Source organism: Kitasatospora sp. NPDC043950, from assembly GCF_056435345.1.
The window spans coordinates 104,603-130,418 of sequence record NZ_JBWKER010000014.1; the positions used below are offsets into that span (position 1 = coordinate 104,603).

The following is a 25,816-nucleotide window of genomic DNA, read 5'->3' on the forward strand; positions in this document are numbered from 1 at the left end:
AAAATATGACGCACCCCAACCCCCCCCCCCCCCCCCCCCCCCCCCCCCCCCCCCCCCCCCCCCCCCCCCCCCCCCCCCGCCGTCCGGCCCCAGGCGCTGGCCCCAGACGTCGAGTCCAGACGTCGGGCCCAGGCACCTGCCCCAGGCGTCGGCTCACCCGGGAACGGGCGGCCCGCCCGGCCCCGTGAGCGCGCCCGGTACCCGATCGGCGGGCGGGGCCTGCCCGGCGGGTGTGGTGTCCGGCGCGCGGGCCCAACGGCCGGCGAGCACGGTGCCGGCCACCAGCTGGAGCTGGTGATACGCCATCAGCGGCAGGACCAGCAGCCCGGCCTGGGGCCCGAAGAGCACGGTGGCCATCGGCAGGCCGTTCGCCAGGCTCTTCTGCGAGCCGCACAGCACCGCCGCGATGGTGGCCGGCCGGTCGAGCCCCAGCAGCCGTGCGCCGAGCCCGGTGACCGCGAGCGCGGCGGCCAGCAGGGCGAGCAGCACCGCGAGCAGGCCGAGCAGGGCGCCCGGGGTGGCCAGGCCCCAGCTGCCCTGGGCCGTCGCCGCGCTGAACGCGGTGTAGACGACGAGCAGGATCGAGCCCCGATCCACCGGCGTCAGCACCCGTCTGTGCCGGGCGAGGAAGGCACCGATCCACGGCCGCAGCACCTGCCCGAGCAGGAACGGCGCGAGCAACTGGGCCCCGATCCGCAGCAGCCCCTCGGCCGACAGCGCCGTGTGCACGTCCAGGAGCCAGGCCGCCAGCAGCGGGGTCAGCAGCAGCCCGGCCAGACTGGAGTACGTCCCGGCGCAGATCGCCGCCGGGACGCTGCCCCCGGCGGTGCCGGTCAGCGCCACCGAGGACTGCACCGTCGACGGGAGCAGGCAGAGGAACAGCACCCCGGTCTGCAACTGCCCACTGAGCGGGACGGGCGTGAGTAGTGCGGTGGCCGCCCCGAGCAGCGGGAAGAGGCCGAAGGTGGCGGCGAGCACCAGCCCGTGCAGCCGCAGGTGGCGCAGCCCGGCCAGCGTCTCGCGGGCGGAGAGCCGGGCGCCGTAGAGGAAGAACAGCAGCGCCACCGCCAGGTTGCAGGCCACGGCCGCCACCCGCGCCGAGCCCCCGGTGGCCGGGAACAGGGCGGCCAGGCCGACCGCCCCGGCGAGCGCGACCAGGTACGGGTCGAACCGGCGCGGCCGCGGCCCGCGCCGCCGGCCCCGGCGGGCGGTGTCGTCGGTCATCGGCCACCCCCGATCGCCGCCCCGCCCGGGCCGGACCCGAGCAGGCCGCCCACCAGGGACCCGGCGCCGTCGTGGTCGCTGCCCGCCGAGCCGCTGCCGTTCTGGACGTTGGCCGTGCGGTCGATCTCCACCCAGGAATCGGCGTTGGAGTTGTCGACGAGCGTGATCAGCCCCCCGCCCGCCGCCGCGGGCGCCGCCGCGCCGGCGAGCAGGCCGCACGCCCCGGCCAGCCCCAGCGCGGTGGCCCGCAGGACGGCGGCCGCCGGGGGCGGGGCGGGACCGCGCAGCCCGGCCGTCACACCGTCACCCCCGTGAGCGGGCGTGAGCGCGCGATGTTCCGCTCCAGCAGTTCGGTGGACTCCCGCACGCCGATCTGCCGGCTCTCCCCGGCGCCGGCCGGCAGCCGCCCGTCGGCCACCTTCAGCCCGGCCAGCGCCTCGTCCATCGCCCGGTGGGCCGCGAACAGGCAGGGCGTGCTGTAGATCGCGACGTCCACCCCCAGCTCGGTCAGCTCGGAGAGCGACAACCGGGGGGACTTGCCGCCGGCGATCTGGTTGAACAGCAGCGGCTTGTCGCCGACGACCCGCCGGATCCGCCGGATCCAGTCCTCGCTGCGCACCCCGTCGACCAGCACCACGTCGGCGTCGGTGGCGGCGAGGGCTCGGGCGCGGCGCAGGATGTCGTCCTCCTCGGTGGCGTCGGTGCGGGCGACCACCAGGAGGTCCGTCCGGTTGGCGAGGACGAGGTCCAGCTTCTCCAGGTACTCCTCCAGCGGGAGGACCTGTTTGCCGTCGGCGTGGCCGCAGCGGCGCGGCCGTTTCTGGTCCTCCAGGATGACGCCGGACGCGCCGATGCGTTCGAGCCTGCGCACGACGTGGCAGGCGACCTCGGGATCGACGTAGCCGTCGTCGATGTCGACCAGGAGATGGTGCCGGGGGAAGGCGCCGCGCAGCCGTTCGACGAAGCCGACCATGTCCGGCCAGGCGATGAATCCGATGTCGGGCAGGCCGTAGTAGGAGGCGGCGAAGCCGAATCCGGAGACGAACATGCCGTTGTAGTGCTCGGCCGCGATGGAGGCCGAGTACATGTCGTAGACGCCGATGAGGGGCGTGGCTCCCGGGCTCGTGATCTCCTCGCGGAGCCGCTGCCCGTGGCCCGACGCCGTGGTTCCGTGGAACAAGGCCTTCTCCTCACTCGCGGTGGCTTTGCCTGAACTTGGTCTTCCCTAGACCCAACTGAGGCTCCATCACTATGCGACCTTTAACGTTCCGTGGGCAAATCTTTAAGGGAGATTCACTCATTCGAGTGAGGCGTTGAATTGAAGATATGTCAGACATATGAAAAGGGCGGTGGCGTGGAAGATCCACGCCACCGCCCTGGTCCGGTCGGGCCCGGCCGCCGGAGAATCCCGCGCCCCCGGCGATGGGCGCGTAGCCGTAGCCGTGGCCGTGGCGGGGGAGTTGCGGGCGCGCGTCGGCGCGCCGGAGCGTCAGGACGCCGGAACGGGGCGGACGGCGCGGCGTTCGCGCAGCGTCCGGAGCACCCGGCGGGTCGCCCGGGTGGCGACCGGCGGCAGCAGGTCCAGCGCCAGCCGGCGCGAGGTGGACTGCTGGACGGGGGCCTTGACCTGGTAGTTGAGCCGCAGCACCGGCTCCCCGGCGATGGTGTCGTCGTCCACCGTGTAGCCCTCGGCCCGCCAGTCGCGGGCGAGCAGGACCTGCCGGACGGCCGCGGCGTCGCCCCAGGTGCCGTAGAACTTCATCGGGGTGAGCAGCACCGGCCGCAGGCCGCCGGTGAAGACCGCCTCCCAGACCGCCGCCGACACGCCGGGGGTGTGTTCCGAGCGGTAGTCGTCCAGCGCCACGACGCCGTTCTCGGCGAGCGCCGCCCTGGTCACTGCGATGTCCCCGGCGACGTGCTCGTACAGGTGGGAGGCGTCGACGTGGACGAAGCGGCAGCTCCCGGCCGGGATCCGGCCGTCGGCCAGCACCGAGGTGGGCGCCTGCACGATCTCCGGCAACTCGCCGTGGAAGGCGAGGTAGTTGGCCTCGAAGGCGCTCCGGGTGAGGGTCTTGCGGTAGGACATCGCCATCTCGGCGGCGTTGTCCGCGTCGCCCGCCTCGGAGTCGAACAGGTCGCAGACGGTCAGCCGCTCGCCGGTCTGGAGGTGGTCGCCGAGCAGGACGGCGCTGCGGCCGAGGTAGCTGCCGAGTTCGAGGATGTCGCCGGTGGCGCCCGCCGTGGTCTGGGCCGCCAGCAGGTGGCCGAAGGCCGCCCGGTCGAGACGGAAGAACCAGCCGGGGATGTCGTCCCGGGTCAGTGGCGCGGGGCGGGTGGCTGCGGTCTCGGCGGTGGGCACGGCGGCCTCCAGGAGGGCGGGCGGGGCGCGGTGGCGGGTTCACGCCGCGGAGGGGACGCCGTGGACGTGAGGCCGATCATCATAGCGACGCGGAGGCCGACTGGGAGCCGGCTCGGAACGGCGCGATTTCGCGCGTTCGCGCTGCTGTGCGAAGGCGCGCGCCGGGTCGCGTCCCCGGCCTCACGGGTCAGTGCGCCGGGCCGTCCAGCTCGGCGATGGTCTCCGCCAGCCAGGCCCGCTCGGCCGCCGTGGAGGCCCGGGCGACCAGCAGCATGCCGCGCCGGAAGGGGTTCGGCTCCAGCTCGGCGGTGACCGCGCGGCCCTCACCGTCGTAGGAGAAGCTGCTCGGCTCGTCCAGGAACGCCAGCCGGCGCCGGAGCACGGCCGCCTGCGCGGGCGGGTCGGCGAGGTGGTGGAGGAAGGCGGCGTGCGCGAAGAAGCGGATCTGGTCGGTGATCTCGGCCTGCTCCGGGTCGGCCAGCCGGCGCCGCAGTTCGGTCCGGCCCTCCTCGGTGAGCTCCAGCGTCTGGCGCGGTGCGGCCCCGCTGCCCGGCTCGGTGCGGCGGCGCAGCAGTCCGGCCTTCTCCAGTCTGGCGATGGCGGGGTAGAGCGCGCCGTCGCTGACCGGCCGGACGTGGCCGGTGAGGCCGGTGATCCGGGACTTGAGCTGGTAGCCGTGCAGCGGCTGGTCGTACAGGAAGCCGAGGATCGCGAGGGTCAGCACGGTCGAAGCCCTTTCGTCGGAGTGCGCCCTGTGGCGCGCCCCATGTTACCTCTTGTCGATGTGCCTCGATAAGATATATCTCTATTCGAGACATGCCGCCGGCGGGCGGCGGAACGGGGGAGGAAGCATGCGCGGGCGTCCGTCGCGACGACTGGCCGCGCTGGCCGGACCGGTCTACGCCGAACTGCTGTCCGGCGTGATCGTCTCGGTGATCGGCACCTTCTGGGTGGCCGGCCTCGGCGGGGCGGTCGCCGCCGTCACCCTGCGGTTGGGGCCACGGCTGCCCGCACCCGCCGGGGAACCGGCGCGGCGGCGGGCCGGATCGTCCGCGCGGGAGCGCCGTTCGGCCTGGACTTCACCGCCCGGATGGCCGTCGGCACGGCCCAACTCGCCACTCGCCCTGGTCGAGGGCTTCGGCGTCGCGGCGGTGGCCGGGTACGGCATCGGCTACCGGGCCTTGCTGGTCGTCACCATGGCGTTCTACGCACTCCGGCAGGCCGCCGCGATCGAGGCCGCCCGCCTCTGCGGCGCGGGCCGCGCCACCGCGCCACCGCGCTGGGCGTTGCACCGCGCCACCGCGCCGGGCGCGCTGCACCGCGCCACCGGACGCCTCGCCGCGCTCCTCGGCGCCGTCGCGGCGGCGCTGTCCCCGACGCTCGCCGTCCCGCTGACCGCGCTGTTCACCGACGACCCGGTGGCGGCCGTGCAGTCCGTCGGCTTCCTGCGGATGGCGGTGCTCCACCTGCTCCCGTACGCGCTGGTGGTCGCCCTCGGCGGGGTGCGCCAGGCGGCGGGCGCCGGCTGGCCGCTGGTGCTCTCCGTGCCGCTCGGCCCGGGCGCCCAACTCGCCACCTCCGCGGCCCTGTCGGGGCCGCTCGGGGTGACCGGGGTGTGGGCGGGGCCGGCCGTGGGTGCGGCCGTGCAGCTCGGCCTGCTGCTTCTCCTGGCCCGGCGCGGGCCCCTGCGGCCCGCGCCGTTGGCGGACCAGGGCGACCGGCCCCGAAGCCGGTCGGATGATCGACTCCGGTCGCCCGGCTGTGCCACAGTGGAAGCCATGGGACCGACACTCGACGGGCGGCCGCTGCCGTCCCCGCACGCAGACGAACGCGCCATGCTGGAAGGCTGGTTGGAGTTCCATCGGGTGACTCTTGTGCAGAAGGTCGCCGGACTCGACGACCAGCAGGTCCGGCTGGCGGCCGTCCCGCCGTCGACGATGACGCTGCTGGGCCTGGTCCAGCACCTCGCCGAGGTCGAACGCACCTGGTACCAGCGGGTGCTGGCCGGCCGGGAAGCGCCGCCGCTGTACGGCGCGGACGGCGAGGGCGGCTACGCGCTCACCCCGGACCGGGGGATGCCCGAGGCGTTGGCCGACTGGCGGGCGGAGGTCGAGCAGGGCCGCGAACTGGCCGCCGCGGCGGCGCTGGAGGACACCGGACGCCTCTCCGAGCGGGCGGCGGCCGTGTTCGGCTCGGAGACGGTCTCGCTGCGCTGGATCCTGGTGCACCTGATCGAGGAGTACGCCCGCCACAACGGCCACGCGGACCTGCTCCGGGAGAGCATCGACGGCCTCACCGGCGTGTGACGGCTCCCCGGGGGAGGGCCTCGGGAGCCGGGCCGAGGTGGGCGTCCAGGGCGGCGCGCAGCAGCGGTTCGACGTCCTCGCCGCCGGTGATGAGCCGCAGGCTGCCCCAGGCGCGCAGTTGGGCCAGGCCGTGCAGGTTCGCCCACAGCGCGGCGGCCGCCGGTCCGGGATCGGTGGACTCCGGGCGGGCCTCGCCGACCAGGCGGGCGACGGTGTGGAACATCGGCAGGGTGGTGTGCCGCAGCTCGGCTCCGCTGCCCTCCAGCAGGTCGTGACGGAACATCAGCTCGAACATGCCGGGGTTGGCCGCCGCGAAGCCGAGGTAGGCGCGGGCGAGCGCGTCGAGCCGGGTGCGGGGGGCCGCGTCGGTGGTGGCGGCCATCGCGTCGGCGCCGGCCAGGGTGTCGGTGAGCCTGCCGAACCCGTGCCGCGCGATGGCGGCGAGCAGTTCGCGGTGGGTGGGGAAGTGGCGGCGGGGGGCTCCGTGCGAGACCCCCGCCTGCCGGGCGATCTCGCGCAGACCGAGGGCGTGGACGCCCTCCCTGGTCACCAGTTCGACGCCGGCGGCCACCAGGCGTGCGCGCAGGTCCTTGTCCTGATCGGTCATGGGCCTTGTCTACCAGGCTGCTGTAGACAGTGTCTACTCTCGTCGGTGCGGGCGCTCCGGGCAGAATTCGGAGGCATGGACGAAGGCGGAGAGGCGGCCTGCTGGCTGGACCGGGTGTGCCCGGAGTGCGGGCGCCTGCGCGAGCGGCCAGGGCCGCAACCGTGCGAGAACTGCGGGGCCGGGAGCGCGGACGGCACTGGCGGCACGGGCGGCGAGGCGGGGGCACGGCGGCCCGCGGCCGAGGCCGCGCCGGAGCGGGACGGCTGACCGCAGGTCCAGGACGGATCGGCCCCGGCTCGGAACGGCTGAACGCTGACCCGCAACGCCTGAACCCCGGCTCGGAACAGCCGAACGACGGCCCGGAACGGCTGGGCCCCGGTGCGGCCGGGCGGGCCTGACCGGGGCCGCAGGCGTACGGCGGGGTTCGGTCTACTGCTGCGGCGGCTGGTCGCGGAACTGGTTCTTCGCCTGCTCCTGGGCGGAGTCCACCTGGCTGCTGTACTTGCCCTGGGTGCGCTCGTCGACGGCGTCCCCCGCCTTGTCGACGGCCCTGTCGGCCTGGTCCTCGTGGCCCTTCAGCAGGCCCTTGAGCTTATCCAACATGGACATCTGGTCACGCTCCTGGAAGAGACGGCCCCACCCCTCCAGGATCACCGCCTCCGCCGCCGTCCGCATCCCGCGGCCGCGCGGCGGCCTTGGCAACGTGATGCCGGTCATGTCAAATCGGGAGTTCACGGACCGCCGGAAGGAGTCGCCTTGAAGCCCCGAGCCCGCCGCCCGATCTCCCTGCCCCTCCGCCGGACCAGCCCGCTCGACCAGTCCACCCCGATACCGCACCAGCAGCGCCGGGACCAGCGCCCGCGCACTGCCACCGTCCGGAGCGCGGGCGCCGTACTGACCGTCGCCGCCCTGGCCGCCCCGCTGCTGCTGGCCGGGGCCGGTGGCGCGGCCGCCGACCCGGACCCGGTGCGCAGAGGCGAGAGGCTCGCCGCGCGCCTGGTCGAGGCCGCCGACGCCGAGAGCGCCCACGACACCCTGGCCGCGCTCCAGCGGATCGCCGACCGCAACGGCGGTACCCGGGTGGCCGGTTCGAAGGGGCACGACGAGTCCGCGCGCTACGTCTACGAGCAGGCCCGCCGGGCCGGGCTGAAGGTGTCCCGGCAGGAGTTCGAGTACACCTTCTTCGAGGCCCGCTCGGAGCGGCTGCAGGTGCTGTCCCCGCAGGCCGAGAGCATCCCGCTGACCGCCATGACGTACTCGCTCGGCGGTCCGGACGCGGGCCTGACCGCCGACCTGGCGGTCGCCCCGGTCAGCGCCACGACCGGCTGCGCGCCCACCGACTACCCGGCCGGCGCGTTCACCGGCCGGATCGCGCTGATCCAGCGCGGCGGCTGCGGCTTCGCCGTCAAGCAGGCCGCGGCCGCGACGGCCGGCGCGGTGGGCGCGATCATCTACAACAACACCGACGGCGACCTCAACGGCACCCTCGGGGACCCCGCGGCCGGCAGGATCCCCGTCGGCGGGATCACCCGGGCCGCCGGGGAGGCGCTGGCCGCGAAGGCCGCCGCCGGCCAGGTCCGGTTGAACCTCGACATCCGCACCGTCATGGAGCCGCGCAAGACCTGGAACGTCATCGCCGAGACCAGGGGCGGCGACCCGGCCGACACCGTGATGGTCGGGGCGCACCTGGACTCCGTCGCGGCCGGGCCCGGCATCAACGACAACGGCTCCGGTGCGGCGGGCATCCTGGAGGTCGCGCGCAACCTGACCGTCCACCCGGTGAAGAACAAGGTCAGGTTCGCCTGGTGGTCCGCCGAGGAGTTCGGCCTCAAGGGCTCGGAGGCCTACGTGAAGTCGCTCTCCGAGGCGGACCGGAAGAAGATCAGGCTCTACCTCAACTTCGACATGATCGCCTCTCCCAACTACGCGCAGTTCGTCTACGACGGCTCGGGCAGCACCGGCGGCGGCGCCGGCCCCGAGGGCTCGGCGCAGATCGAGCGGGACCTCACCGGCTACCTGGACGGCCGGGGCCTGCCGCACGAGCCGACCGCCTTCGACGGCCGCTCCGACTACGGCCCGTTCATCGACGCGGGCATCCCGGCCGGCGGCACCGACACCGGCGCCGAGGTGGTCAAGTCGTCGGCGCAGGAGGGCCGTTACGGCGGCACGGCGGGCGTGGCCTTCGACGCCTGCTACCACAAGGCCTGCGACGGCTTGAAGAACATCGACATGGACGCCTTCGACGTCAACATCGACGTGATCGCCCATGCCGTCGGCACCTACGCCTGGGACCTCTCCTCGCTGAACCGGCCCGTGCCGCCGCAGCGCCCCGCCGGCCAGGCGGGTGGCGGCGGCGGTATGAGCGGGGGCCACGCCCACGAGGTGACGGCCTGACGCCCGGGTGGGCCCGCTGCCGTCCTCGGGCGGCGGGCCCACCCGTCCCACCCGCCGGCTCCGCCGCGCTCGTCCGCCATTCGGCCCCTCCTCCCGCTCGCACCCCCGAGCCCCGGCCCGGGCCCCGCCCCGGACCTCCCCCGGGCCCCGCCCCTGCCCGGCGAGGTTGCGAGCACCGTAGCCGAGGACACTGACAATCCGGCCCCGGGCCGGGTACGGTGCCGCGCGGAGCGCATCCGCCGAGACCCGGTGGGTGCGTCGAACCCGGTCCTGACACCATGGGACCGAGATCACGGGACCGTGACACCCTCGGAGGAGTCAGCAACATGAGCACGCACTACGACGTCGTCGTCCTCGGCGCCGGCCCCGGCGGCTACACCGCCGCCGTCCGCTCCGCTCAGCTCGGTCTGAAGACCGCGGTCATCGAGGCCAAGTACTGGGGCGGCGTCTGCCTGAACGTCGGCTGCATCCCCTCCAAGGCCCTGCTGCGCAACGCCGAGCTCGCCCACATCTTCACCAAGGAGGCCAAGACCTTCGGCATCAAGGTCGAGGGCCAGGTGACCTTCGACTTCGGCGAGGCCTTCCGCCGCAGCCGCTCGGTGGCCGACGGCCGGGTCAAGGGCGTCCACTACCTGATGAAGAAGAACGGCATCACCGAGTACGACGGCTGGGGCACCTTCGTCGACGACCACACCCTCCAGGTCGCGCTCAGCGGCGGCGGCTTCGACGTCGTCACCTTCGACCACTGCGTCATCGCCACCGGTGCCACCACCCGGCTGCTGCCCGGCACCAGCCTGAGCGACCGGGTGGTCACCTACGAGGAGCAGATCCTCACCGAGCAGCTGCCGGAGAGCATCATCATCGCGGGCGCCGGCGCGATCGGCGTCGAGTTCGCGTACGTGCTGCACAACTACGGCGTGAAGGTCACCATCGTCGAGTTCCTGGACCGCGTGGTGCCGCTGGAGGACGTCGAGGTCTCCACCGAACTGGCCAAGCAGTACCGCAAGCTCGGCATCGAGGTGCTCACCTCCACCCGGGTCGAGTCGATCGACGACAGCGACCCGAACGCCAAGGTCAAGGTCACCGTCACCAGGGACGGCCGGCAGCAGGTGCTGGAGGCCGACAAGGTGCTCCAGGCGATCGGCTTCGCGCCGCGCGTCAACGGCTACGGCCTGGAGAACGCGGGCGTCAAGCTGACCGACCGCGGCGCCATCGCGGTGGACGGCCGCGGCCGTACCAGCGCCGGGCACATCTTCGCGATCGGCGACGTGACGGCCAAGCTGATGCTCGCGCACGCCGCCGAGACGATGGCCGTGATCGCCGCCGAGACCATCGGCGGGGCGGAGACCATGGAGGTCGACTTCGCCATGATCCCGCGCGCCACCTACTGCCAGCCGCAGATCGCCTCCTTCGGCTACACCGAGGCGCAGGCCCGCGAGCTGGGCCACGACGTCAAGGTCGCCAAGTTCCCGTTCACCGCCAACGGCAAGGCGCACGGCCTCGGTCACCCGATCGGCTTCGTCAAGGTCATCAGCGACGCCAAGCACGGCGAGCTGCTCGGCGCCCACCTGATCGGCCCCGAGGTCACCGAGCTGCTGCCCGAGCTGACCCTGGCCCAGCAGTGGGACCTCACCGTCCATGAGGTGGCCCGCAACGTGCACGCCCACCCCACCCTCGGCGAGGCGGTCAAGGAGGCCATCCACGGCCTCGCCGGCCACATGATCAACATGTGACGCGCACCGCATGACGGCAGGGCCCGCCCGACCTCCCGGGCGGGCCCTGCCGTGTTCCGGCGGCCCCGGGCCCGGCACCGGCTCCGACGGCAGGTCAGGCCGACTCGTCCGGCGCCAGGGCGAGGTAGGTGAGCACCGCGCCGAGGGCGGACAGCGCGGCGAGGACCAGCCCGAGGACGTGCAGGGCGTCGGTGAACCCGGCGGCCAGAGCGGCCTGGTGCGCCGCGGCCACCCTGCCCTGGACGGCCTGCCCCGCGAGCTGCGCCGCCTCGTCGGCGGCGAGGCCGCTGCCGCCCAGGTGCGCGGCGGTCAGCGTGCTGAGCAGCGCGGCGGCCCCGGAGACGGCCACGGACTCCCCGGTGATCCGCATCGTGTTGAAGACGCCCGCGGCGGCCCCGGCGTGCTCGGCGGGGACGGTCCCGACGGCCGCGTCGTCCATCACCCCGAAGGCCAGTCCGACCCCGGCCCCGAACGGCAGCAGCGGCACCGCCAGCGCGAGCCACGACCCGTCGCCGCGCACCGTCACCAGCAGCAGGGAGCCCGCCGCGATCAGCGCGGAGGCGGCGGTCAGCACCGCCCGGACGGAGACGGCGGCGGCGAGGCGCCCGGCCACCAACGGCAGCAGGAGGACGGGCGCCGTCATCGGCAGCAGGAGCAGACCGCTGGTCAGGACGCTCCTGCCGCCCACGCCCTGGAGGTAGGCCGGGAGGTAGACCAGCAGCACGACGAACCCCAGGGTGACGGTGAACGGCTGGCACACCACGGCGAGGAACTCGGGCCTGCGGAACAGCCGGACGTCGACCATGGCGCGCCCGGCCCGGCGGACCTCCACCCCGGCGAACAGGACCAGCAGCAGCACCGCGCCCGCCAGCGGCAGCAGCGTGCCCGGCGCCGTCCAGCCGGCGGTGCCGGCCTGCACGAGCGCGTACGACAGCGCGGCGAGCCCGCCGGTGAAGCAGACCACCCCGGGCAGGTCGATCCCGGGGTGGTCCGGGTTGCGGGACTCCGGGGCCCGGGTGGCGCACAGCCACGCGGGCAGGGCCAGGACGGCGACGAGCAGGAAGACCGACCGCCAGCCGGCCGCCTCCACCAGCAGGCCGGCGGCCGGCGGCCCGATCGCCAGGCCGGTGCCGAAGGAGGTGCCGAGGATCCCGAAGGCGAGCCGTCGGCGCCGCCCGGAGGTGGACTGGGCCAGGACCGCCGCGCCCGCCGCCAGCACGGCGGCCGCCCCGCACCCCTGCACCGCCCGGGCGGCGTCGGCCACGGCCATCGACGGCGCGAGCGCCACCACCGCGGACAGCGCGCCGACCAGCGCGATCCCCGACAGCAGCACGCGCCGCCGGCCGATCCGGTCCGCGAGGCCGCCGGCCGCCAGCGGCAGGGCGGCGAAGGTGAGGTTGAAGGCGTTCAGCATCCACTGGGCGGCGCCCACCGAGGAGCCCAGCCGCGCGGTCATGCTGGGCAGCGCCACGGCGGCCCCGGTCACCGAGAACGGCAGCATCATGCTGGCGCAGCCGACGGCGGTGACGGTCGCCCAGTAGCCGCCCGGACCGCCGTCGGTACGCGGTGGGGGAGCGGCCGTGCCCGACGGGTGCTCGGTCCGGGGCGGCGCGGCGCGGCGGGCGTCTTCGGGACGGGCGCCTTCGGGACGGGCGTCGTCGAGGCGGGGAGAAACAGTCATGGCCCCGATCGTTCGCGGGCGCCGCCGCCGGGTGAAGAGAGCCCCGTTCCCTGGGTGTGACAGGGCCACCCTCCGGCCCCCGCACCCCCGGCCGGGCGCCCCATACTGGAACGCATGGCCGAACCGATCACGCTCGCCGCCAGCCTCGGCGACTACCTGCGCACCCGGCGGGCGCTGGTGTCACCCGCGCAGGCGGGGCTGCCGCCGACCGGACGCCGCCGGGTGCCCGGCCTGCGGCGCGAGGAGGTCGCCGAACTGGTCGGCCTCAGCACCGACTACTACGTCCGGCTGGAACAGGGCCGCGCCGAGCGCCCGTCCGACGAGGTGCTCGACGCGCTCGGCCGCGCCCTGCGGCTCGGCCCCGCCGAGCGCGCCCACCTGTACGACCTGGCCCGCCCGCCCCGCCGCTCGGCGGCCAGGGCGGCGGGCGCCGGAGGGGACGGCGACGCCCTGCGCCCCGCCCTGCGTCGGGTCGTGGAGGCGATGCCGACCACCCCCGCGCTGATCATGAACGACCGCAACGACGTCCTGGCGTGGAACCGGCTGGCCGCCGCTCTGATCGCCGACTTCCCCCAACTCCCGCCGCGCGAACGCAACCTGGCCCGCCGGATCTTCCTCGACCCGGGCGCGCCGGACGTCCACCTCGACTGGGAGGACGCCGCGTGCACCACCGTCGGCATCCTGCGGATGGCCTCCGGCCGGCAGCCGCACGATCCCGAACTCGTGCGCCTGATCGGCGAACTGGCACTCGGCAGCGCCGCCTTCCGCCGGTTGTGGGCCGGCCACCACGTGCACGAGAAGACCCACGGCCCCAAGCGCTTCCGGCATCCCGTGGTCGGCGACGTGACGCTCGACTACGAGACCTTCCAGGCGCCGGGCGCCGCGCGCCACCTCCTGGTCGTCTACACGGCCGCCCCCGGGAGCCCGGCCGAGGAGGCGCTCGCCTTCCTCGGCGGCTTCGCGGCCGCCGCCCCGGGCAGGTGAACCGGGGCCGCCCGGCCCGGGCCTGATCCGCTCCGGGCCTGATCCGCTCCGGGCCTGATCCGCTCCGGGCCTGATCCGCTCCGGCGCGGAGCCGCCGTCGTCGCCCCGCCGTCCATGGCGGGCTCGTGGACGGAGTCGGAACGGCGGGATTTCCGCAGGCTGGGCGCGTACATGACGCCTGGTGGGGCGGGTGGAGAACCCTTGACGAGGGGTGGGTTCTCTGCGAATCTCTCGGCAGGTTTGGACCAAGGTCTTTTTCGCGGGGGAGAAGACCGGCTCCGGCCCGGGCGTGCGCAGGGGGGATCTGGGCGGCCGGGAGGGTGGGGGCCGGTGCGGCCGGTCGGCCGGCCAGGGGTGGGCCGGGCGGTATTCGGTGGCCGCGTCACCAGCGGATCCGTGGCGGCAGCGTCGCTGCCCGGTCGCGTGCCCCTACCGTTTCGCCGACTGCCGAATCGAGCCGCAGATGCCTGAGTCGTTCCCCGTGTCCGCGTCGTCCTTCCAGCAGGGCATCTGGCTCACCGAGCAACTCGGGCCCGTGCACGGGGCGTTCCAGATGCCCGTCCGGATCTCCTTCGACCGGGTCGACGCCGGGGTGCTCGGCCGGGCGGTGTCCGCGCTGGCCGACCGTCACAGCGCGCTGTCCGTGGTGTTCGTGGAGCGCGACGGCAAGGTGCTGCTGGAGCGGGGGCCCGCCCCGGGCCTGGAGGTGGTCGACGCCTCCGGGGACCGCGTGGAGGACCTGGAGAAGCGGCTGGCCGAGGAGGTGGCGCGGCCGTTCGACCTGTCGGCCGGACCGCCGGCGCGGTTCACCCTCTACCGCCGCGGAGGTGGAGCGGCGGAGCTGCTGATCGTCGTTCACCACGCGGTGTTCGACGGGGAGTCGAAGGACGTCCTGGTCGCGGGCCTCGCCGAGGCCTACGCCGACGCCGACGCCGAGGCCTGTGCCGAGGCCTGTGCCGACGTCGAGGCCGCCACGCCGCCCTGCCCGCCTTCTTCGCCCGCCCCGCCGGCTCCGGAGCTGGTGCGCCGGGCCGCCGACTGGTACGGCCCGCGCTGGGCCGCCGCGACGGCGCCGGTGCTCCCCGGGCTGCGGCAGGCCGTCACGGCGGCGGGGCCGGGGGAGTCGGTCGGCTGGCGACTGGACGGTCCGGCCCGGGCGCGGCTGGCCGACGCGGCCGGGCGCAGCGGCGTCACCGTCTTCGAGTTCCTGCTCGCCGCGCTGCACGGACTGCTGCTGCGCTACGGCGGCGAGGCCGTCCCGGTCTCCGTGCCGCTGTCCGTCCGGGCGCCGGAACAGGCCGGTGAGCCGGGGCTGTTCGTCAACGAGCTGCCGGTCCACGCGCCGTCCGGGGCGAGCGTCCGGGACTCCTTCGCGGGCTACGCCCGGGCCGTCCGCGCCGAGGCGCGCGCCGGGTACCCGTTCCGGTCGGTGCCGTTCGGCGCGGCGGTGGGCGGGCTGACGGCCCGGGTCGGCCTGGCCCCGGTGTCGTTCGGGTACCGGCGCGCCCGGGGCGCCGACCCGGTGTTCCCGGGCAGTGCCGCGCGCGTGGACCGGGCCGTGTTCAACGGCGCCGCCCGCAATACGCTCCACCTCCAGGTGGTCGACACCGCCGACGCCCTGGACTGCTCCCTCCAGTACGCCCCGGCGGTCCTGCCGCCGGCCGCCGCCGAGCGCATCGCCGGGCACTACCGGGCGCTGCTCGACGCCGCGACGGCGCGGCCGGAGACGCCGCTGGGAGACCTCGCCCTGCTGGGCGAGGCCGAGCGGCGCCTGGTGACCACCGGGTGGAACGCCACCGCCCGCGCCTACCCGAGCGACCGCACGGTGCTGGACCTGGTGCGGGAGCGGGCCGCAGAGGCACCGGACGCCCCCGCCGTCAGCGCCGCCACCGGGCGGCTGAGCTACCGGGACCTGGTGGCGCGGGTCGACGAACTGGCGGCGGTGCTGCGCGGGGCCGGGGTCGCGGCGGGCGACCTGGTCGCCCTGCACCTGGACCGCTCCGCCGACCTGCCGGCCGTGCTGCTCGCCGTGCACGCCGCCGGGGCCGCCTACCTGCCGCTCGATCCCGGCTATCCCGGCGAGCGACTGGCGCACCTGCTCGCCGACTCCGGCGCCGTGCTGCTGGTCACCGACCGGGAACCCGCCCCGGAACTGGCGGCGGCGGCGCCGGCCGTGCTCCGGCTCGGGACGGACCACCCGGCGCCGGCGGCTACCACCACCGCCCCGGCGGCGACGCGGGGCGCCCTCGCCTACGTGCTGTACACCTCCGGCTCCACCGGGCGGCCGAAGGGCGTGGAGATCGGCCACCGGGCGCTGGTGAACCTGCTGGCCTCCTTCGCCGACCTGCTCGGCTCGGGGCCCCACGACGTGTGGCTCGGGCTGACCTCGCTCTCCTTCGACATCTCCGGCCTGGAACTGCTGCTGCCGCTGACCACCGGAGGCCGCCTGGTGCTCGCACCGGACGGCGCCGCCCTGGACGCCCCGGGCCTGCGCGACCTGGTCCGTCGCGAGGGCGTGACCCACGTGCAGGCGACCCCCTCCGGCTGGCGGGTGCTGCTCAGCGCCGGGGCGCTGCCGCCGGGGCTGACCGCACTGGTCGGCGGCGAGGCGCTGCCGCTGCCGCTGGCCCGTGAACTGCGGGCCGGCGTCGCCAGGTTGTTCAACGTCTACGGGCCCACCGAGACGACGATCTGGTCCACCTGTGCGGAGGTCCCGGCCGGGCCGGAGGCCGTGCTGATCGGCCGGCCGATCGCCAACACCCGGGCGTACGTCCTGGACGCGGACCACCGGCCGCTGCCGGTCGGGGTGCCCGGCGAGCTCCACCTCGGGGGCGACGGGGTCGCGGAGGGCTACCGGGGCCGCCCCGACCTGACCGCCGAGCGCTTCACCGCGGACCCGTTCGCCGGCACCCCGCCCGCCGGCACCCCGTCCGCTGCGGGCCTGTCCGCCGACGCCCCGGCCGCCAGCCGCCGGATGTACCGCACCGGCGACCTCGCCGCCTGGACCGAGGACGGCGAGCTGGCCTTCCACGGCCGGGCCGACGACCAGGTCAAGATCCGCGGCCACCGGATCGAACCCGGCGAGATCGAGGCGGCGCTGCTGGAGCACCCGGCGGTCGCGCAGGCGGCCGTCACGGTGTACGAGGAGAGCCCGGGGGAGCCCGGGCTGGTCGGCTACCACGTCCCGGCGCCCGGCGCAGGGCCGACGGGCGCCGCCGACCTGCGGGACCACCTGCTGCGCACCCTGCCCGCCGTCATGGTGCCCCGGCGGTTCGTGGCGCTGGACCGCCTGCCGCTCACCCCGAACGGCAAGCTCGACCGCCGCGCCCTGCCCGCCCCGCCGCCCGTGGCCCCCGCGGCCGGACCGCCGTCGGCCGCCCCCGGTGCCGCCCCGGTGGTGGCGGAGGTCCGCGACGACGTCACCGAAGCCGTCCTGGCGATCTGGTCCGAGGTGCTGGGCCTGCCCGAGGTCGGCCCGGACGACGACCTCTTCGAGTTCGGTGGGCACTCACTGACGATCATCCAGATCACCGCGCGGATCCGCGCCGCGCTCGGGGTGGAGCTCGACTTCGACCTGTTCTTCGACGCCTCGACCCCGGCCGGGATCGCCGCGGCCGTCCGCGAGCGCCGCTGACCACGGGCGAGTACCCCTGCGCTCCCCCTCCCGCCCCCGCCCGAATGGACCGCCGATGACCGACACCCAGGACCCGCCCGCCGACTGGTCCGCCACCAAACGCGCCCTGCTCGCCCAGCGACTGCGCGGCGCCGCCGCGCCCCGGCGCACCGTCGAGCCGCGCCCCGAGGGCAGCGCACCGCCGCTGTCCAGCGGGCAGGAACGGCTCTGGTTCATGGACCAGTTCACACCGGGCGGGACGGCCTACGCGCTGGCGCCGGCCCGCCGGCTGCGCGGGCCGCTGGACCGCCCGGCGCTGGACCGCGCCCTGGCCGACCTGGTGAACCGCCACGAGAGCCTGCGGATGTCGTTCCCGACCACGGAGCACGGCACCGCCGAGGTCGCCATCGCCGAACCGGGCCCCTTCCCGGCCGAGTTCGTGGACGCGGCCGACGATCCGGACCCCCGGCGAAGAGCCGCCGACGAGATCGGCGCGCTGGTCGGCCGCCCCTTCGACCTGGCGCGCGGCCCCCTCCTGCGGGCGCTGCTGGTCCGGCTCGCCGACGAGGACCACGTGCTCGCCCTGGTGATGCACCACATCGTCTGCGACGGCTGGTCCATCGACATCCTCAACCGCGAACTGGACGCGCTCTACGCCCAGTACGCCCACCGCACCACCGTCGAACTCCCGGAGCTGCCCGTACAGTTCGGCGACTACGCGCACTGGCAGCGGGAGCGGCTGGCCGGCGGCGCACTGGCCGCCTCCCGGGACCACTGGCGCGCCGAACTCGCCGACGTCCCGGCACTGGAACTGCCCGTCGACCGCCCGCGTCCGCCGGTGCTCACCTTCGACGGCGCCGCCCTGGAGCTGCACTGGAGCCCGGAGCTGGTGCGGGCCGTCGCCGAGTGCGCCCGCGCCCACGGGGCGTCGACGTACATGGTGCTGATGGCGGGCCTCCAGGTGCTGCTGGGGCGGCACTCCGGGCAGCGGGACTTCGCCGTCGGCTCGGCGGTGGCCGGCCGCCTCCACCGCGAACTGGAGGGCGTGGTCGGGGCGTTCGTCAACATGCTGCCGATCCGGGCCCGGCTGGAGCCGGGGCAGAGCTTCGCGGGCCTGATCGGGCGGGTGCGGGAGACGACGCTCGACGCCTACACCCACCAGGAGGTGCCGTTCGAGCAGATGGTGGCGGACCTGGACGTCGAACGGGACGTCAGCCGCTCGGCGGTGTTCCAGGTGACCTTCGCCTTCCAGAACTACGGGGACCGCGCCGCCTCCACCGCGCCCGCCGCGGCGGCGGAGGGGTTCGGCTACGAGGCCACCACGACCCACGCCGACCTCGCCTTCTACCTGCGGGAGAAGAAGGACGGAGGGCTCTACGGCCTGATCACCTACCGGACCGACCTCTTCGAGGCCGACACCGTACGGCGGCTCGCCGAGCGCTTCGAGGTGCTGATGGCGGCGGCGACGGCGGATCCGGCGCAGCCCGTCGACGGCCTGCCCATGCTGACCGGGCCCGAGCGCCGGGACGTGGTCGAGCGCTGGGCGGCGGGCCCCGAACTGCCCGCGCCCGAGGCCGGTCCCGGGACGCTGACCGGGCTGCTCGCCGAGGCGGCGCGCGGCGCGGGCGACCGCCCGGCACTGGTCTTCGACGGCCGCACCCTCTCCTACCGTGAACTCGAGGCCCGGGCCACCGGCCTGGCCCGCCGGCTGCGGGCGCTGGGCGTCGGCCCGGACGACCGGGTGGCGGTGTGCCTGGAGCAGTCCCCGGAACTGGCGGCGGCCCTGGTGGGCGTCCTGAAGGCCGGCGGCGGCTACCTGCCGCTGGACCCGGAACAGCCGCCCGCGCGGCTCTCCCACCTGGTGGCGGACGCGGGCGTGCGGGTGCTGGTCACGGACTCGCGGCTGCGGACGGCGTTCGCCGGCTACGACGGCGCCGAGCTGCTCGTCGACCGGGAGCCGGTCGGCGAGGGTCGAATCCTGCCGGACGAGGCCCCGTTGGCGGAGGCGTCCGGGCCGGACGACCTCGCCTACGTGATCTACACCTCCGGCTCGACCGGGCAGCCCAAGGGCGTGGCGGTGCAGCACCGCCAGATCCTCAACTACCTGGCCGGCGTGCGGGAACGCCTGCGGATCGAGCCCGGTGCGGCCTACGGGCTGCTGCAGTCCCTGTCCTTCGACTTCAGCATCACCATGCTGTACCTGGCGCTGACCACCGGGGGCCGGGTGCACCTGCTGCCGCGCCGCATCGCCGGTGCCGAACTCGCCGAGCGCATCGAGGAGTCGGGCATCGACTACCTCAAGATGACGCCGTCGCACCTGGCCGCGCTGACCGCCGACGTGGACGCGGAGCGGCTGCTCCCGCGCCGGGCCCTGGTGCTCGGCGGCGAGGCGTCGCCCTGGGCCTGGGCGGCGGACCTCGCCGGCCGGGGCCGCTGCGCGGTGTTCAACCACTACGGGCCGACCGAGGCGACGGTCGGCGTCACCGTCCACGAGGTCCTGCCGGGCCCGGCGGGACCCGGCAGCACCCCGATCGGCACCCCGCTCGCGGGCGCCCGCTGCTACGTACTGGACGAGGCCCGCCGACCGGTGCCGCCCGGGGTGGTGGGCGAGCTCTACCTCGGCGGGGACCGGCTCGCCCGCGGCTACCTGGGCCGCCCCGACCTGACGGCGGAACGTTTCGTCGAGGACCCGTTCGCCGACGGGCGGATGTACCGCACCGGCGATCTGGCCCGCTGGCGGCCGGACGGCACGCTGGAGTACCTGGGCCGCGCCGACGACCAGATCAAGGTCCGCGGCTACCGGGTCGAGCCCGGCGAGATCGAGGCCGCGCTCACCGCGCTGCCCGGCATCACCCAGGCGCTCGTGACGCTCCGCGGCGAGGGCGTCCGCCAGAATCTCGTCGCCTACCTCGAACACCCCGGCGCCGCCCCCGCCCCGACACCCGCCGAACTACGGGAGGCGCTGGGCGCCGTCCTGCCGGACTACCTCGTCCCGGCCCGCTACGTCGTCCTCGACGCGCTGCCCCTGCTGGCCCACGGCAAGGTCGACCGCAAGGCGCTGCCCGAACCCGAGGACCCGGCGCCGACCGGCGGACACGTCGAACCCGACGGCGAGGCCGAGACGGCGATCGCCGCGATCTGGGCCCAGGTGCTGGGCATCGAACGGGTCGGCGCGCTCGACGACTTCTTCGACCTCGGCGGCCACTCCCTGCTCGCCACCCAGGTCGTCGCCCGCCTGCGCCGGGCCTTCCCGGAGCTGCCCGCCCCCATCGGCGTGATGGACCTGTTCACCCACCCCACCGTCCGCCGGCTCGCCGCCCTGGTCGCCGACCCGACCGCCGAACGCGGCCCCGGCGGCCTGCTCCACCGGCTCACCCCGCCGAGTCCGCGCACCACCGCCAGCGTGGTCTGCGCCCCCTACGGCGGAGGCAGCGCGCTCATCTACAAGCCGCTCGCCGACGCCCTGCCCGAGGACTGGGCGCTGTACTCGATCGCCGTCCCGGGGCACGAACTCGGCGAGGAGGCGATGGACATCGACGAGGTCGCCGCGACCTGCGCCCGCGAGATCGTCGAGAACGTCCCCGGCCCGATCGTGCTGTACGGGCACTGCGGCGTCGGCGTCCGCCTGGCCGTGGAGATCGCCCGGCAGGTCGAGGCCGCCGGCCGGGAGATCGACGCCGTCCACCTCGGCGGCATCTTCCCCTTCGCCCGCCCCCGGGGGCGCGGCGCCGCCGTCGGCGAACGCTGGGCCGACCTCACCGACCGGCTGCGCAACGACCAGGGCATGATCAACGCGCTGGCCGCCGCCGGGCTGGACACCGACGAGGTCGACGCCGAGCAGCTGCGGCTGATCGTGCGCAACCGCCGCACCGGCACCAAGGACGCCGAACGCTACTTCACCCGGCTGTTCGACAGCGAGGACGGCCGGATCAGGGCCCCGATCATCGCCGTCTGCGGCGAGCGCGACCCGGCGACGGACTTCTACCAGGAGCGCTACCGGGAGTGGCACCGGCTCACCGACACCGCCGCGGTCGTCGTGCTCGACGAGGCCGGCCACTTCTACCTCAAGTACCGGGCCGCCGAACTCGCGGAGATCCTCACCCGCGTCCACCGCTCGATCGCCGCCGGCCAGGAGGAACGGCACCACCGGAGCGACGGCGCGACCTGGTGGCTGGCCGGGCTCTCCCGGGGCGACGGCGCGCCACGGGCGGAGCAGGCCCCGCTGCGACCGACCATGCGCCGCTTCCTCACCGTCGCCTCCGGGCAGCAGGTGTCGATGATCGGATCGGCGCTCACCGAGTTCGCCCTCCCGGTCTGGATCTACCTGCGCACCGGCTCCCTGGCCCAGTTCGGACTGCTGGCCGCCTGCGGACTCGTCCCCGGCATCCTCGCCGCACCGATCGCGGGCGCCGTCGTCGACCGGGGCGACCGGCGCCGGATCATGCTCTACGGCGACCTCGCCGCCGGCGCCACCCAGGCGCTGCTGCTCCTGCTCCACCTCACCGGAAGCCTCCGGGTCTGGCACGCGTACGTGCTCATCGGCGTGCTCTCCACCGCGCTCACCTTCCAACGGCTCGCCTGGAACGCCGCGGTGCCCCAACTCGTCCCCAAGCGCTACCTCGGCCGGGCCAACGGCCTGGTGCAGATGGCCTTCGGCCTCGCCCAGTTCCTCGTCCCGCTGTTCGCCGTCGGCCTGCTCGCCGCGATCGGACTCGGCGGCATCCTCACCCTCGACGTCGTCAGCTACGCCGCCGCCCTCGCCGTCACCCTGGCGGTCCGCTTCCCCGACCTGATGGGCGCCCGCCGGCGCGAGAGCGTCTCCGCCGAGATCCGCGAGGGCTTCCGGCGGGCCCTCGGCAGCCGGCACTTCCGGGCCATGCTGCTGTTCTTCGCGGTGCTGAACATCTTCCTCTCCCCGCTGTTCCTGCTCACCACCCCGCTGGTGCTCTCCTTCGCCCCGCTCGCGGCGGCCGGCTGGGTGTCGACGGCGGCCGGCCTCGGGGCCGTACTCGGCGGGCTCACCCTGCTCGCCTGGGGCGGGCCGCGCCACCTGCGGCTGCGCGGGGTGCTGCTCGCCACCCTGGCCCTGGCCGGGGCGTGCCTGGTCACCGGGCTGCGCCCGTCGCTGGTCGTGGTCGCCCTCGGCGCGTTCGGCATGGCCTTCGGCCTGGCCCTGGTCAACGGCGTCTACGCGACCATCGTGCAGACCAAGGTGCCGCTGCGCTTCCACGGCCGGGTGATCGCCGTGAACACCATGGTCGCCTGGTCGACCCTGCCGGTCGGCTTCGCCCTGGTCGCCCCGCTCGGGCCCCGGCTGCTCCAGCCGCTGATGGACCACGACGGCACCCTGGCCCCGACCGTGGGCCGGCTCATCGGCACCGGCGACGGCCGCGGCATCGGGCTGCTCTACCTGCTGTTCGGCCTCGCGATGGCCGCCCTGGTGCTGGTCTGCCTGGCCGTGCCCGTGCTGCGCCACTTCGACCGGGACGTCCCCGACGCCGAGCCCGACGACCTGGTCGGGCTGAAGACCCTCCAGGACCGGGCCGCGACCGCTCCTGCCACCCCTGCTGCCCCCGCTGCTCCTGTCGCTCCCGCTGCCCTTGCCGCCCCGCGCCGCTCCGAGACCGAGGTGACCGTCCGGTGACCACCGCCATCCACCCGCTGACCGGCGAACAGCGCCGGCTCTGGTTCCTCCAGCAACTCCACCCGGACGACGCCGGTTTCAACATGTACCTCAACCGGCGGTGGACCGGGCCGATCGACCCGGAGGCCCTGCGCACCGCGCTGCACCGGCTGACGGCGCGGCACGAGATCCTGCGCACCCGCTTCGCGCTCGGCGCCGCCGCGGGGCCCGCGGCCGCGGACGGCGAGGAACCCGTCCAACTCGTCCAGCCCCCGGCCGAGATCGACCTCGCCCTGGTCCGGCTGCCCGAGGGCGCGGCCGAGGCCGAGTTCACCGACGCCTGCCGCCCGTACGTCAACGCGCCCTTCGACCTCGCCGCCGGGCCGCCGCTGCGGGCGGCGCTGATCAGCGCGGGGGAGGGGGAGCACGCGCTCTGCGTCGTCGTCCACCACATCGTCTCGGACGGCTGGTCGTTCCGGACGATGTGGCGCGAACTGCTCGCCCTCTACCGTGAGGCGATCGGCGAGGCCCCCGCCGAACTGCCGGAACTCCCGCTCCAGTACGGCGACTTCGCCCGCGCCGAGCAGGCCAGGACGGCCGGCGGGGCGGCCGAGGAGGCGTTCCGCTACTGGGCGGAGAGGCTGGCCGGCACCGGCGCGCTGCGCCTCCCGCTCGACCACCCGAGGCCGGCCGACCCGGCCCGGCCCGCCGGGTTCACCACCGTCCGCCTCGACCCCGAACTGACCGCCGCCCTCGACCAGTTGGCGCGACAGGAGCGGTGCACCCCGTTCATGGTGCTGCTGGCCGGGTACCAGTACGTGCTCGCGCGCTGGACCGGCTGTCGGGACTTCGTGGTCGGCACCCCGCTGGCCGGCCGCAACGAGGCCGCGCACGAGGCGCTGCTCGGCTACTTCAGCCGGACGGCGGTGATCCGGGCCGACCTCACCGGCGACCCCGACTTCCGTACCGTGCTGCGGCGAACCCGCTCGGCCACGCTCGCCGCCCTGGGCCACCAGGACGTGCCGGTCGAACGGCTCGCCGCCCACCTCGGCCTGCCCGCGGAGCCCGGCGCCGGGCCGCTGTACCGGGCCGTCTTCGTCCACCAGAGCCAGTACGACCTGGCGGGCGGCCCCGGCGCGCCCGCCCTGCCCGCGGGCGTCCGCACCGCGAGCATGGACTCCGGCTTCGAGCAGGCCAAGACCGACCTGCTGCTGGACAGTTGGCGCACCGCCGACGGCGGGATCGCGCTGTCCTTCTGCTTCGACCGCGAGGTGCTGGACCGGGAGACCGTCGAGGCCCTCGGCCGGCGGTGCCGCGCCCTGTTCGCCCGGGTGGTCGACGACCCGCAGCTCCCGTTGCACGGGGACTGGCTGGTGGGGTCCGAGGAGCGGGCGGAACTGCTCGCACTGGGAGCGGGCCCGGAGGCCCAGGAGGCCCGGACGGTGCTGGAACGGTTCGCCGAGCAGGCCGCCGCCCGCCCGGACGCCCCGGCGCTGGAGTGCGACGGCCGGAGCCTGACCTACGGCGAACTCGACCGGCGCTCCAGCGCGTTGGCGCGACGGCTCGGCCGGGTGGCGGGCCGGGTCGTCGCGGTGTCGATGCCGCCCTCCTTCGACCTGGTCGTCGCCCTGACCGCGATCTGGAAGGCCGGCGCCGCCTACCTGCCGCTCGATCCGGCCCACCCCGAGGAACGCCGCCGGCTGATGGTGCGCGAGGCCGACGCCGCCCTGGTCCTCACCGGCGTCGACCCGGCGATCGACGGCCCCGGGCACGACGGTCCCGACCACGCCGACCCCGGGCACGCCGACCCCGTCCCGTCGGACCCCTGGGGCCCGGCCTACGTGCTCTACACCTCCGGCTCCACCGGCGCGCCCAAGGCCGTCGCCGTCGACCACGCCGCGCTCGCCGCGCGGGTGGCCTGGATGGCCGGGCCCGACGGCTACGCGCTCGGACCCGCCGACCGGATCGTCCAGTTCGCCTCGCTCGGCTTCGACACCCACGTCGAGGAGCTCTGGCCCGCGCTCGCCTCCGGGGCCTGCGTCGTCCTGCTGCCCGGCGGCGGCCGCACCCTGCCCGACCTGCTGGGCGGCCCGCACGGCGACACCGTCACCGTGCTCGACCTGCCCACGGCCTACTGGGAGGAACTCGTCGGCCTCGGCGAGCAGACCCGCTGGCCGGCCGCGCTGCGCCTGCAGATCCTCGGCGGCTCCCAGGTGGGCGCCGACGCCGTCGACCGGTGGCGGCAGCGGCACGGCGACGCCGTCCGACTGGTCAACACCTACGGCCCCACCGAGGCCACCGTCATCGTCACCGCGACCGACCTGACCGCCGCGGACACCGCCCGCCGGCCTGCGCTGGGCCGCCCGCTGCCCGGGGTCCAGCTCCACGTGCTGGACGAGCGCGGTGCCCTGCTGCCGCGCGGCTCCGAGGGCGAGCTGTACCTCGGCGGCGCCGGGCTGGCGCGCGGTTACCTGGGCCGGCCCGACCTGACGGCGGCCGCCTTCGTGCCCGACCCGTTCACCGCCGACCCGTCGACCGGCGACCCGTCGACCGGCGACCCGTCGACCGGCGACCCGCTCACCGTGGACCCGTTCACCGGCGGCCGGATGTACCGCACCGGCGACCGGGTCCGCTGGCGTACGGACGGGCAACTGGAGTACCTGGGGCGCGGCGACGGCCAGCTGAAGCTGCGCGGCTACCGGATCGAACCCGCCGAGATCGAGTCCGCCCTGGCCGCGCACCCGGCCGTCGCCCAGGCCGCGGTGCTGCTGCGCGACGGGCGGCGGCTGCTGGCGTACGCGGTGCCCCGCCTGGGCGCCCGGCCCGGCCCGGCGGAGCTGCGCGAGCACCTGGCCCGGCGGCTGCCCGCCTACCTGGTGCCGGACGCCGTGGTGCTGCTGGACCGGCTGCCGCTGACCGCGAACGGCAAGCCCGACCCGGCGGCCCTGCCCGACCCCGAACCGGCCGCGGGGGCCCGCTACCTCGCGCCGCGCACCGACGCCGAACACCTGGTCACCGAGCTGTGGCAGGAGGTGCTGGGCGTGCCCAGGGTCGGGGTGCTCGACGACTTCTTCGCGCTCGGCGGGGACTCCCTGCTGGTCACCCGGGTCGCCGCGCGGATCCGAGCCGGGCTCGGCCTCGACATGCCGATCCGGGACGTCTTCGAGAGCAGCACCCCGGCCGTCCTGGCGGCCCGGATCGAGGCGCTGCTGATCGCCGAGATCGACGGCCTCACCGAGGCGGAGGCCGCCGGCCGGCTCACCGGCTGAGGGCACGGCCGGCGGCCCCCCGC

The 25,816-nt window shown here is 75.4% G+C and carries 16 protein-coding genes; 8 read left to right on the forward strand and 8 right to left on the reverse strand.

Annotated elements, in window-relative coordinates; translation table 11 throughout:
- Window positions 1-153: 153 nt before the first annotated feature.
- The 5 genes from AC07BF_RS12570 to AC07BF_RS12590 all read right to left on the reverse strand — a co-directional run bounded on the left by AC07BF_RS12570 (window position 154) and on the right by AC07BF_RS12590 (window position 4,307).
- Window positions 154-1,224: a bile acid:sodium symporter family protein gene (locus tag AC07BF_RS12570; protein ID WP_363586229.1), complete on the reverse strand. Its 1,071-nt coding sequence runs from the start codon at window positions 1,222-1,224 to the stop codon at window positions 154-156.
- The gene (locus AC07BF_RS12575) at window positions 1,221-1,523 is read right to left on the reverse strand and encodes a hypothetical protein (RefSeq protein WP_363586230.1); all 303 of its coding nucleotides are present in this window, start codon (window positions 1,521-1,523) and stop codon (window positions 1,221-1,223) included. Before AC07BF_RS12575 ends, AC07BF_RS12570 begins: the two co-directional genes overlap by 4 nt.
- Window positions 1,520-2,404, reverse strand: coding sequence for an isocitrate lyase/PEP mutase family protein (locus tag AC07BF_RS12580; RefSeq protein ID WP_363586231.1), 885 nt, complete (start codon window positions 2,402-2,404; stop codon window positions 1,520-1,522). Before AC07BF_RS12580 ends, AC07BF_RS12575 begins: the two co-directional genes overlap by 4 nt.
- A 309-nt stretch (window positions 2,405-2,713) precedes the next feature.
- Window positions 2,714-3,583 (reverse strand): class I SAM-dependent methyltransferase, encoded by an 870-nt coding sequence (locus AC07BF_RS12585; RefSeq protein ID WP_363586232.1) that lies wholly within the window; start codon window positions 3,581-3,583, stop codon window positions 2,714-2,716.
- A 187-nt stretch (window positions 3,584-3,770) separates the two neighbouring features.
- On the reverse strand, window positions 3,771-4,307 hold the full coding sequence (locus tag AC07BF_RS12590) for a PadR family transcriptional regulator (protein WP_363586233.1): 537 nt from the start codon (window positions 4,305-4,307) through the stop codon (window positions 3,771-3,773).
- A gap of 1,054 nt (window positions 4,308-5,361) precedes the next feature.
- Between AC07BF_RS12590 and AC07BF_RS12595 the strand changes: the two genes are divergently transcribed.
- Window positions 5,362-5,889 carry a DinB family protein gene (locus AC07BF_RS12595; protein ID WP_363586285.1) on the forward strand — a complete coding sequence of 176 codons (528 nt, stop codon included), beginning with the start codon at window positions 5,362-5,364 and terminating at the stop codon, window positions 5,887-5,889.
- Here AC07BF_RS12595 and AC07BF_RS12600 read toward each other — a convergent pair.
- Window positions 5,876-6,496, reverse strand: coding sequence for a TetR/AcrR family transcriptional regulator (locus AC07BF_RS12600; RefSeq protein ID WP_363586234.1), 621 nt, complete (start codon window positions 6,494-6,496; stop codon window positions 5,876-5,878). The two genes, AC07BF_RS12595 and AC07BF_RS12600, sit on opposite strands and share 14 nt — an antisense overlap.
- 75 nt (window positions 6,497-6,571) lie before the next feature.
- Here AC07BF_RS12600 and AC07BF_RS12605 point away from each other — a divergent pair, with 75 nt between their 5' ends.
- Window positions 6,572-6,763: a hypothetical protein gene (locus AC07BF_RS12605; protein WP_363629726.1), complete on the forward strand. Its 192-nt coding sequence runs from the start codon at window positions 6,572-6,574 to the stop codon at window positions 6,761-6,763.
- 162 nt (window positions 6,764-6,925) lie between these two features.
- Here AC07BF_RS12605 and AC07BF_RS12610 read toward each other — a convergent pair whose 3' ends face one another.
- Window positions 6,926-7,105, reverse strand: a complete 180-nt coding sequence (locus AC07BF_RS12610; protein WP_363586236.1) for an antitoxin — start codon at window positions 7,103-7,105, stop codon at window positions 6,926-6,928.
- A 285-nt stretch (window positions 7,106-7,390) separates the two neighbouring features.
- Here AC07BF_RS12610 and AC07BF_RS12615 point away from each other — a divergent pair, with 285 nt between their 5' ends.
- Both AC07BF_RS12615 and lpdA read left to right on the forward strand, forming a co-directional pair.
- On the forward strand, window positions 7,391-8,890 hold the full coding sequence (locus tag AC07BF_RS12615) for a M28 family peptidase (protein WP_478333354.1): 1,500 nt from the start codon (window positions 7,391-7,393) through the stop codon (window positions 8,888-8,890).
- Window positions 8,891-9,216: 326 nt separating this feature from the next.
- Window positions 9,217-10,623 (forward strand): dihydrolipoyl dehydrogenase, encoded by a 1,407-nt coding sequence (gene lpdA, locus AC07BF_RS12620; RefSeq protein ID WP_363586237.1) that lies wholly within the window; start codon window positions 9,217-9,219, stop codon window positions 10,621-10,623.
- A 94-nt stretch (window positions 10,624-10,717) separates the two neighbouring features.
- On the opposite strand, the gene AC07BF_RS12625 is transcribed toward lpdA, so the two are convergent.
- Window positions 10,718-12,304: an MFS transporter gene (locus tag AC07BF_RS12625; protein WP_363586238.1), complete on the reverse strand. Its 1,587-nt coding sequence runs from the start codon at window positions 12,302-12,304 to the stop codon at window positions 10,718-10,720.
- 114 nt (window positions 12,305-12,418) lie between these two features.
- Here AC07BF_RS12625 and AC07BF_RS12630 point away from each other — a divergent pair, with 114 nt between their 5' ends.
- The 4 genes from AC07BF_RS12630 to AC07BF_RS12645 all read left to right on the forward strand — a co-directional run bounded on the left by AC07BF_RS12630 (window position 12,419) and on the right by AC07BF_RS12645 (window position 25,793).
- Entirely contained in the window at window positions 12,419-13,288 is an 870-nt protein-coding gene (locus AC07BF_RS12630; protein ID WP_363586239.1) for a helix-turn-helix transcriptional regulator, read from the forward strand.
- A gap of 463 nt (window positions 13,289-13,751) precedes the next feature.
- Complete coding sequence (locus tag AC07BF_RS12635; RefSeq protein WP_400844544.1) at window positions 13,752-16,922, forward strand: non-ribosomal peptide synthetase; 3,171 nt, start codon at window positions 13,752-13,754, stop codon at window positions 16,920-16,922.
- A 55-nt stretch (window positions 16,923-16,977) separates the two neighbouring features.
- Window positions 16,978-22,545: an amino acid adenylation domain-containing protein gene (locus AC07BF_RS12640; RefSeq protein ID WP_478317101.1), complete on the forward strand. Its 5,568-nt coding sequence runs from the start codon at window positions 16,978-16,980 to the stop codon at window positions 22,543-22,545.
- Window positions 22,542-25,793 carry a non-ribosomal peptide synthetase gene (locus tag AC07BF_RS12645; protein WP_478333344.1) on the forward strand — a complete coding sequence of 1,084 codons (3,252 nt, stop codon included), beginning with the start codon at window positions 22,542-22,544 and terminating at the stop codon, window positions 25,791-25,793. The genes AC07BF_RS12640 and AC07BF_RS12645 overlap by 4 nt, the downstream gene beginning before the upstream one ends.
- Window positions 25,794-25,816 lie beyond the last annotated feature (23 nt).

Bases quoted from the DNA above. Each gene is read 5' to 3' on its own strand.
- AC07BF_RS12570 (WP_363586229.1), bottom strand. From the start codon at position 1,224: ATGACCGACGACACCGCCCGCCGGGGCCGGCGGCGCGGGCCGCGGCCG.
- AC07BF_RS12640 (WP_478317101.1), top strand. From the start codon at position 16,978: ATGACCGACACCCAGGACCCGCCCGCCGACTGGTCCGCCACCAAACGC.
- AC07BF_RS12610 (WP_363586236.1), bottom strand. From the start codon at position 7,105: ATGTCCATGTTGGATAAGCTCAAGGGCCTGCTGAAGGGCCACGAGGAC.
- AC07BF_RS12600 (WP_363586234.1), bottom strand. From the start codon at position 6,496: ATGACCGATCAGGACAAGGACCTGCGCGCACGCCTGGTGGCCGCCGGC.
- AC07BF_RS12630 (WP_363586239.1), top strand. From the start codon at position 12,419: ATGGCCGAACCGATCACGCTCGCCGCCAGCCTCGGCGACTACCTGCGC.
- lpdA (WP_363586237.1), top strand. From the start codon at position 9,217: ATGAGCACGCACTACGACGTCGTCGTCCTCGGCGCCGGCCCCGGCGGC.
- AC07BF_RS12625 (WP_363586238.1), bottom strand. From the start codon at position 12,304: ATGACTGTTTCTCCCCGCCTCGACGACGCCCGTCCCGAAGGCGCCCGT.
- AC07BF_RS12635 (WP_400844544.1), top strand. From the start codon at position 13,752: ATGCCTGAGTCGTTCCCCGTGTCCGCGTCGTCCTTCCAGCAGGGCATC.
- AC07BF_RS12595 (WP_363586285.1), top strand. From the start codon at position 5,362: ATGGGACCGACACTCGACGGGCGGCCGCTGCCGTCCCCGCACGCAGAC.
- AC07BF_RS12605 (WP_363629726.1), top strand. From the start codon at position 6,572: ATGGACGAAGGCGGAGAGGCGGCCTGCTGGCTGGACCGGGTGTGCCCG.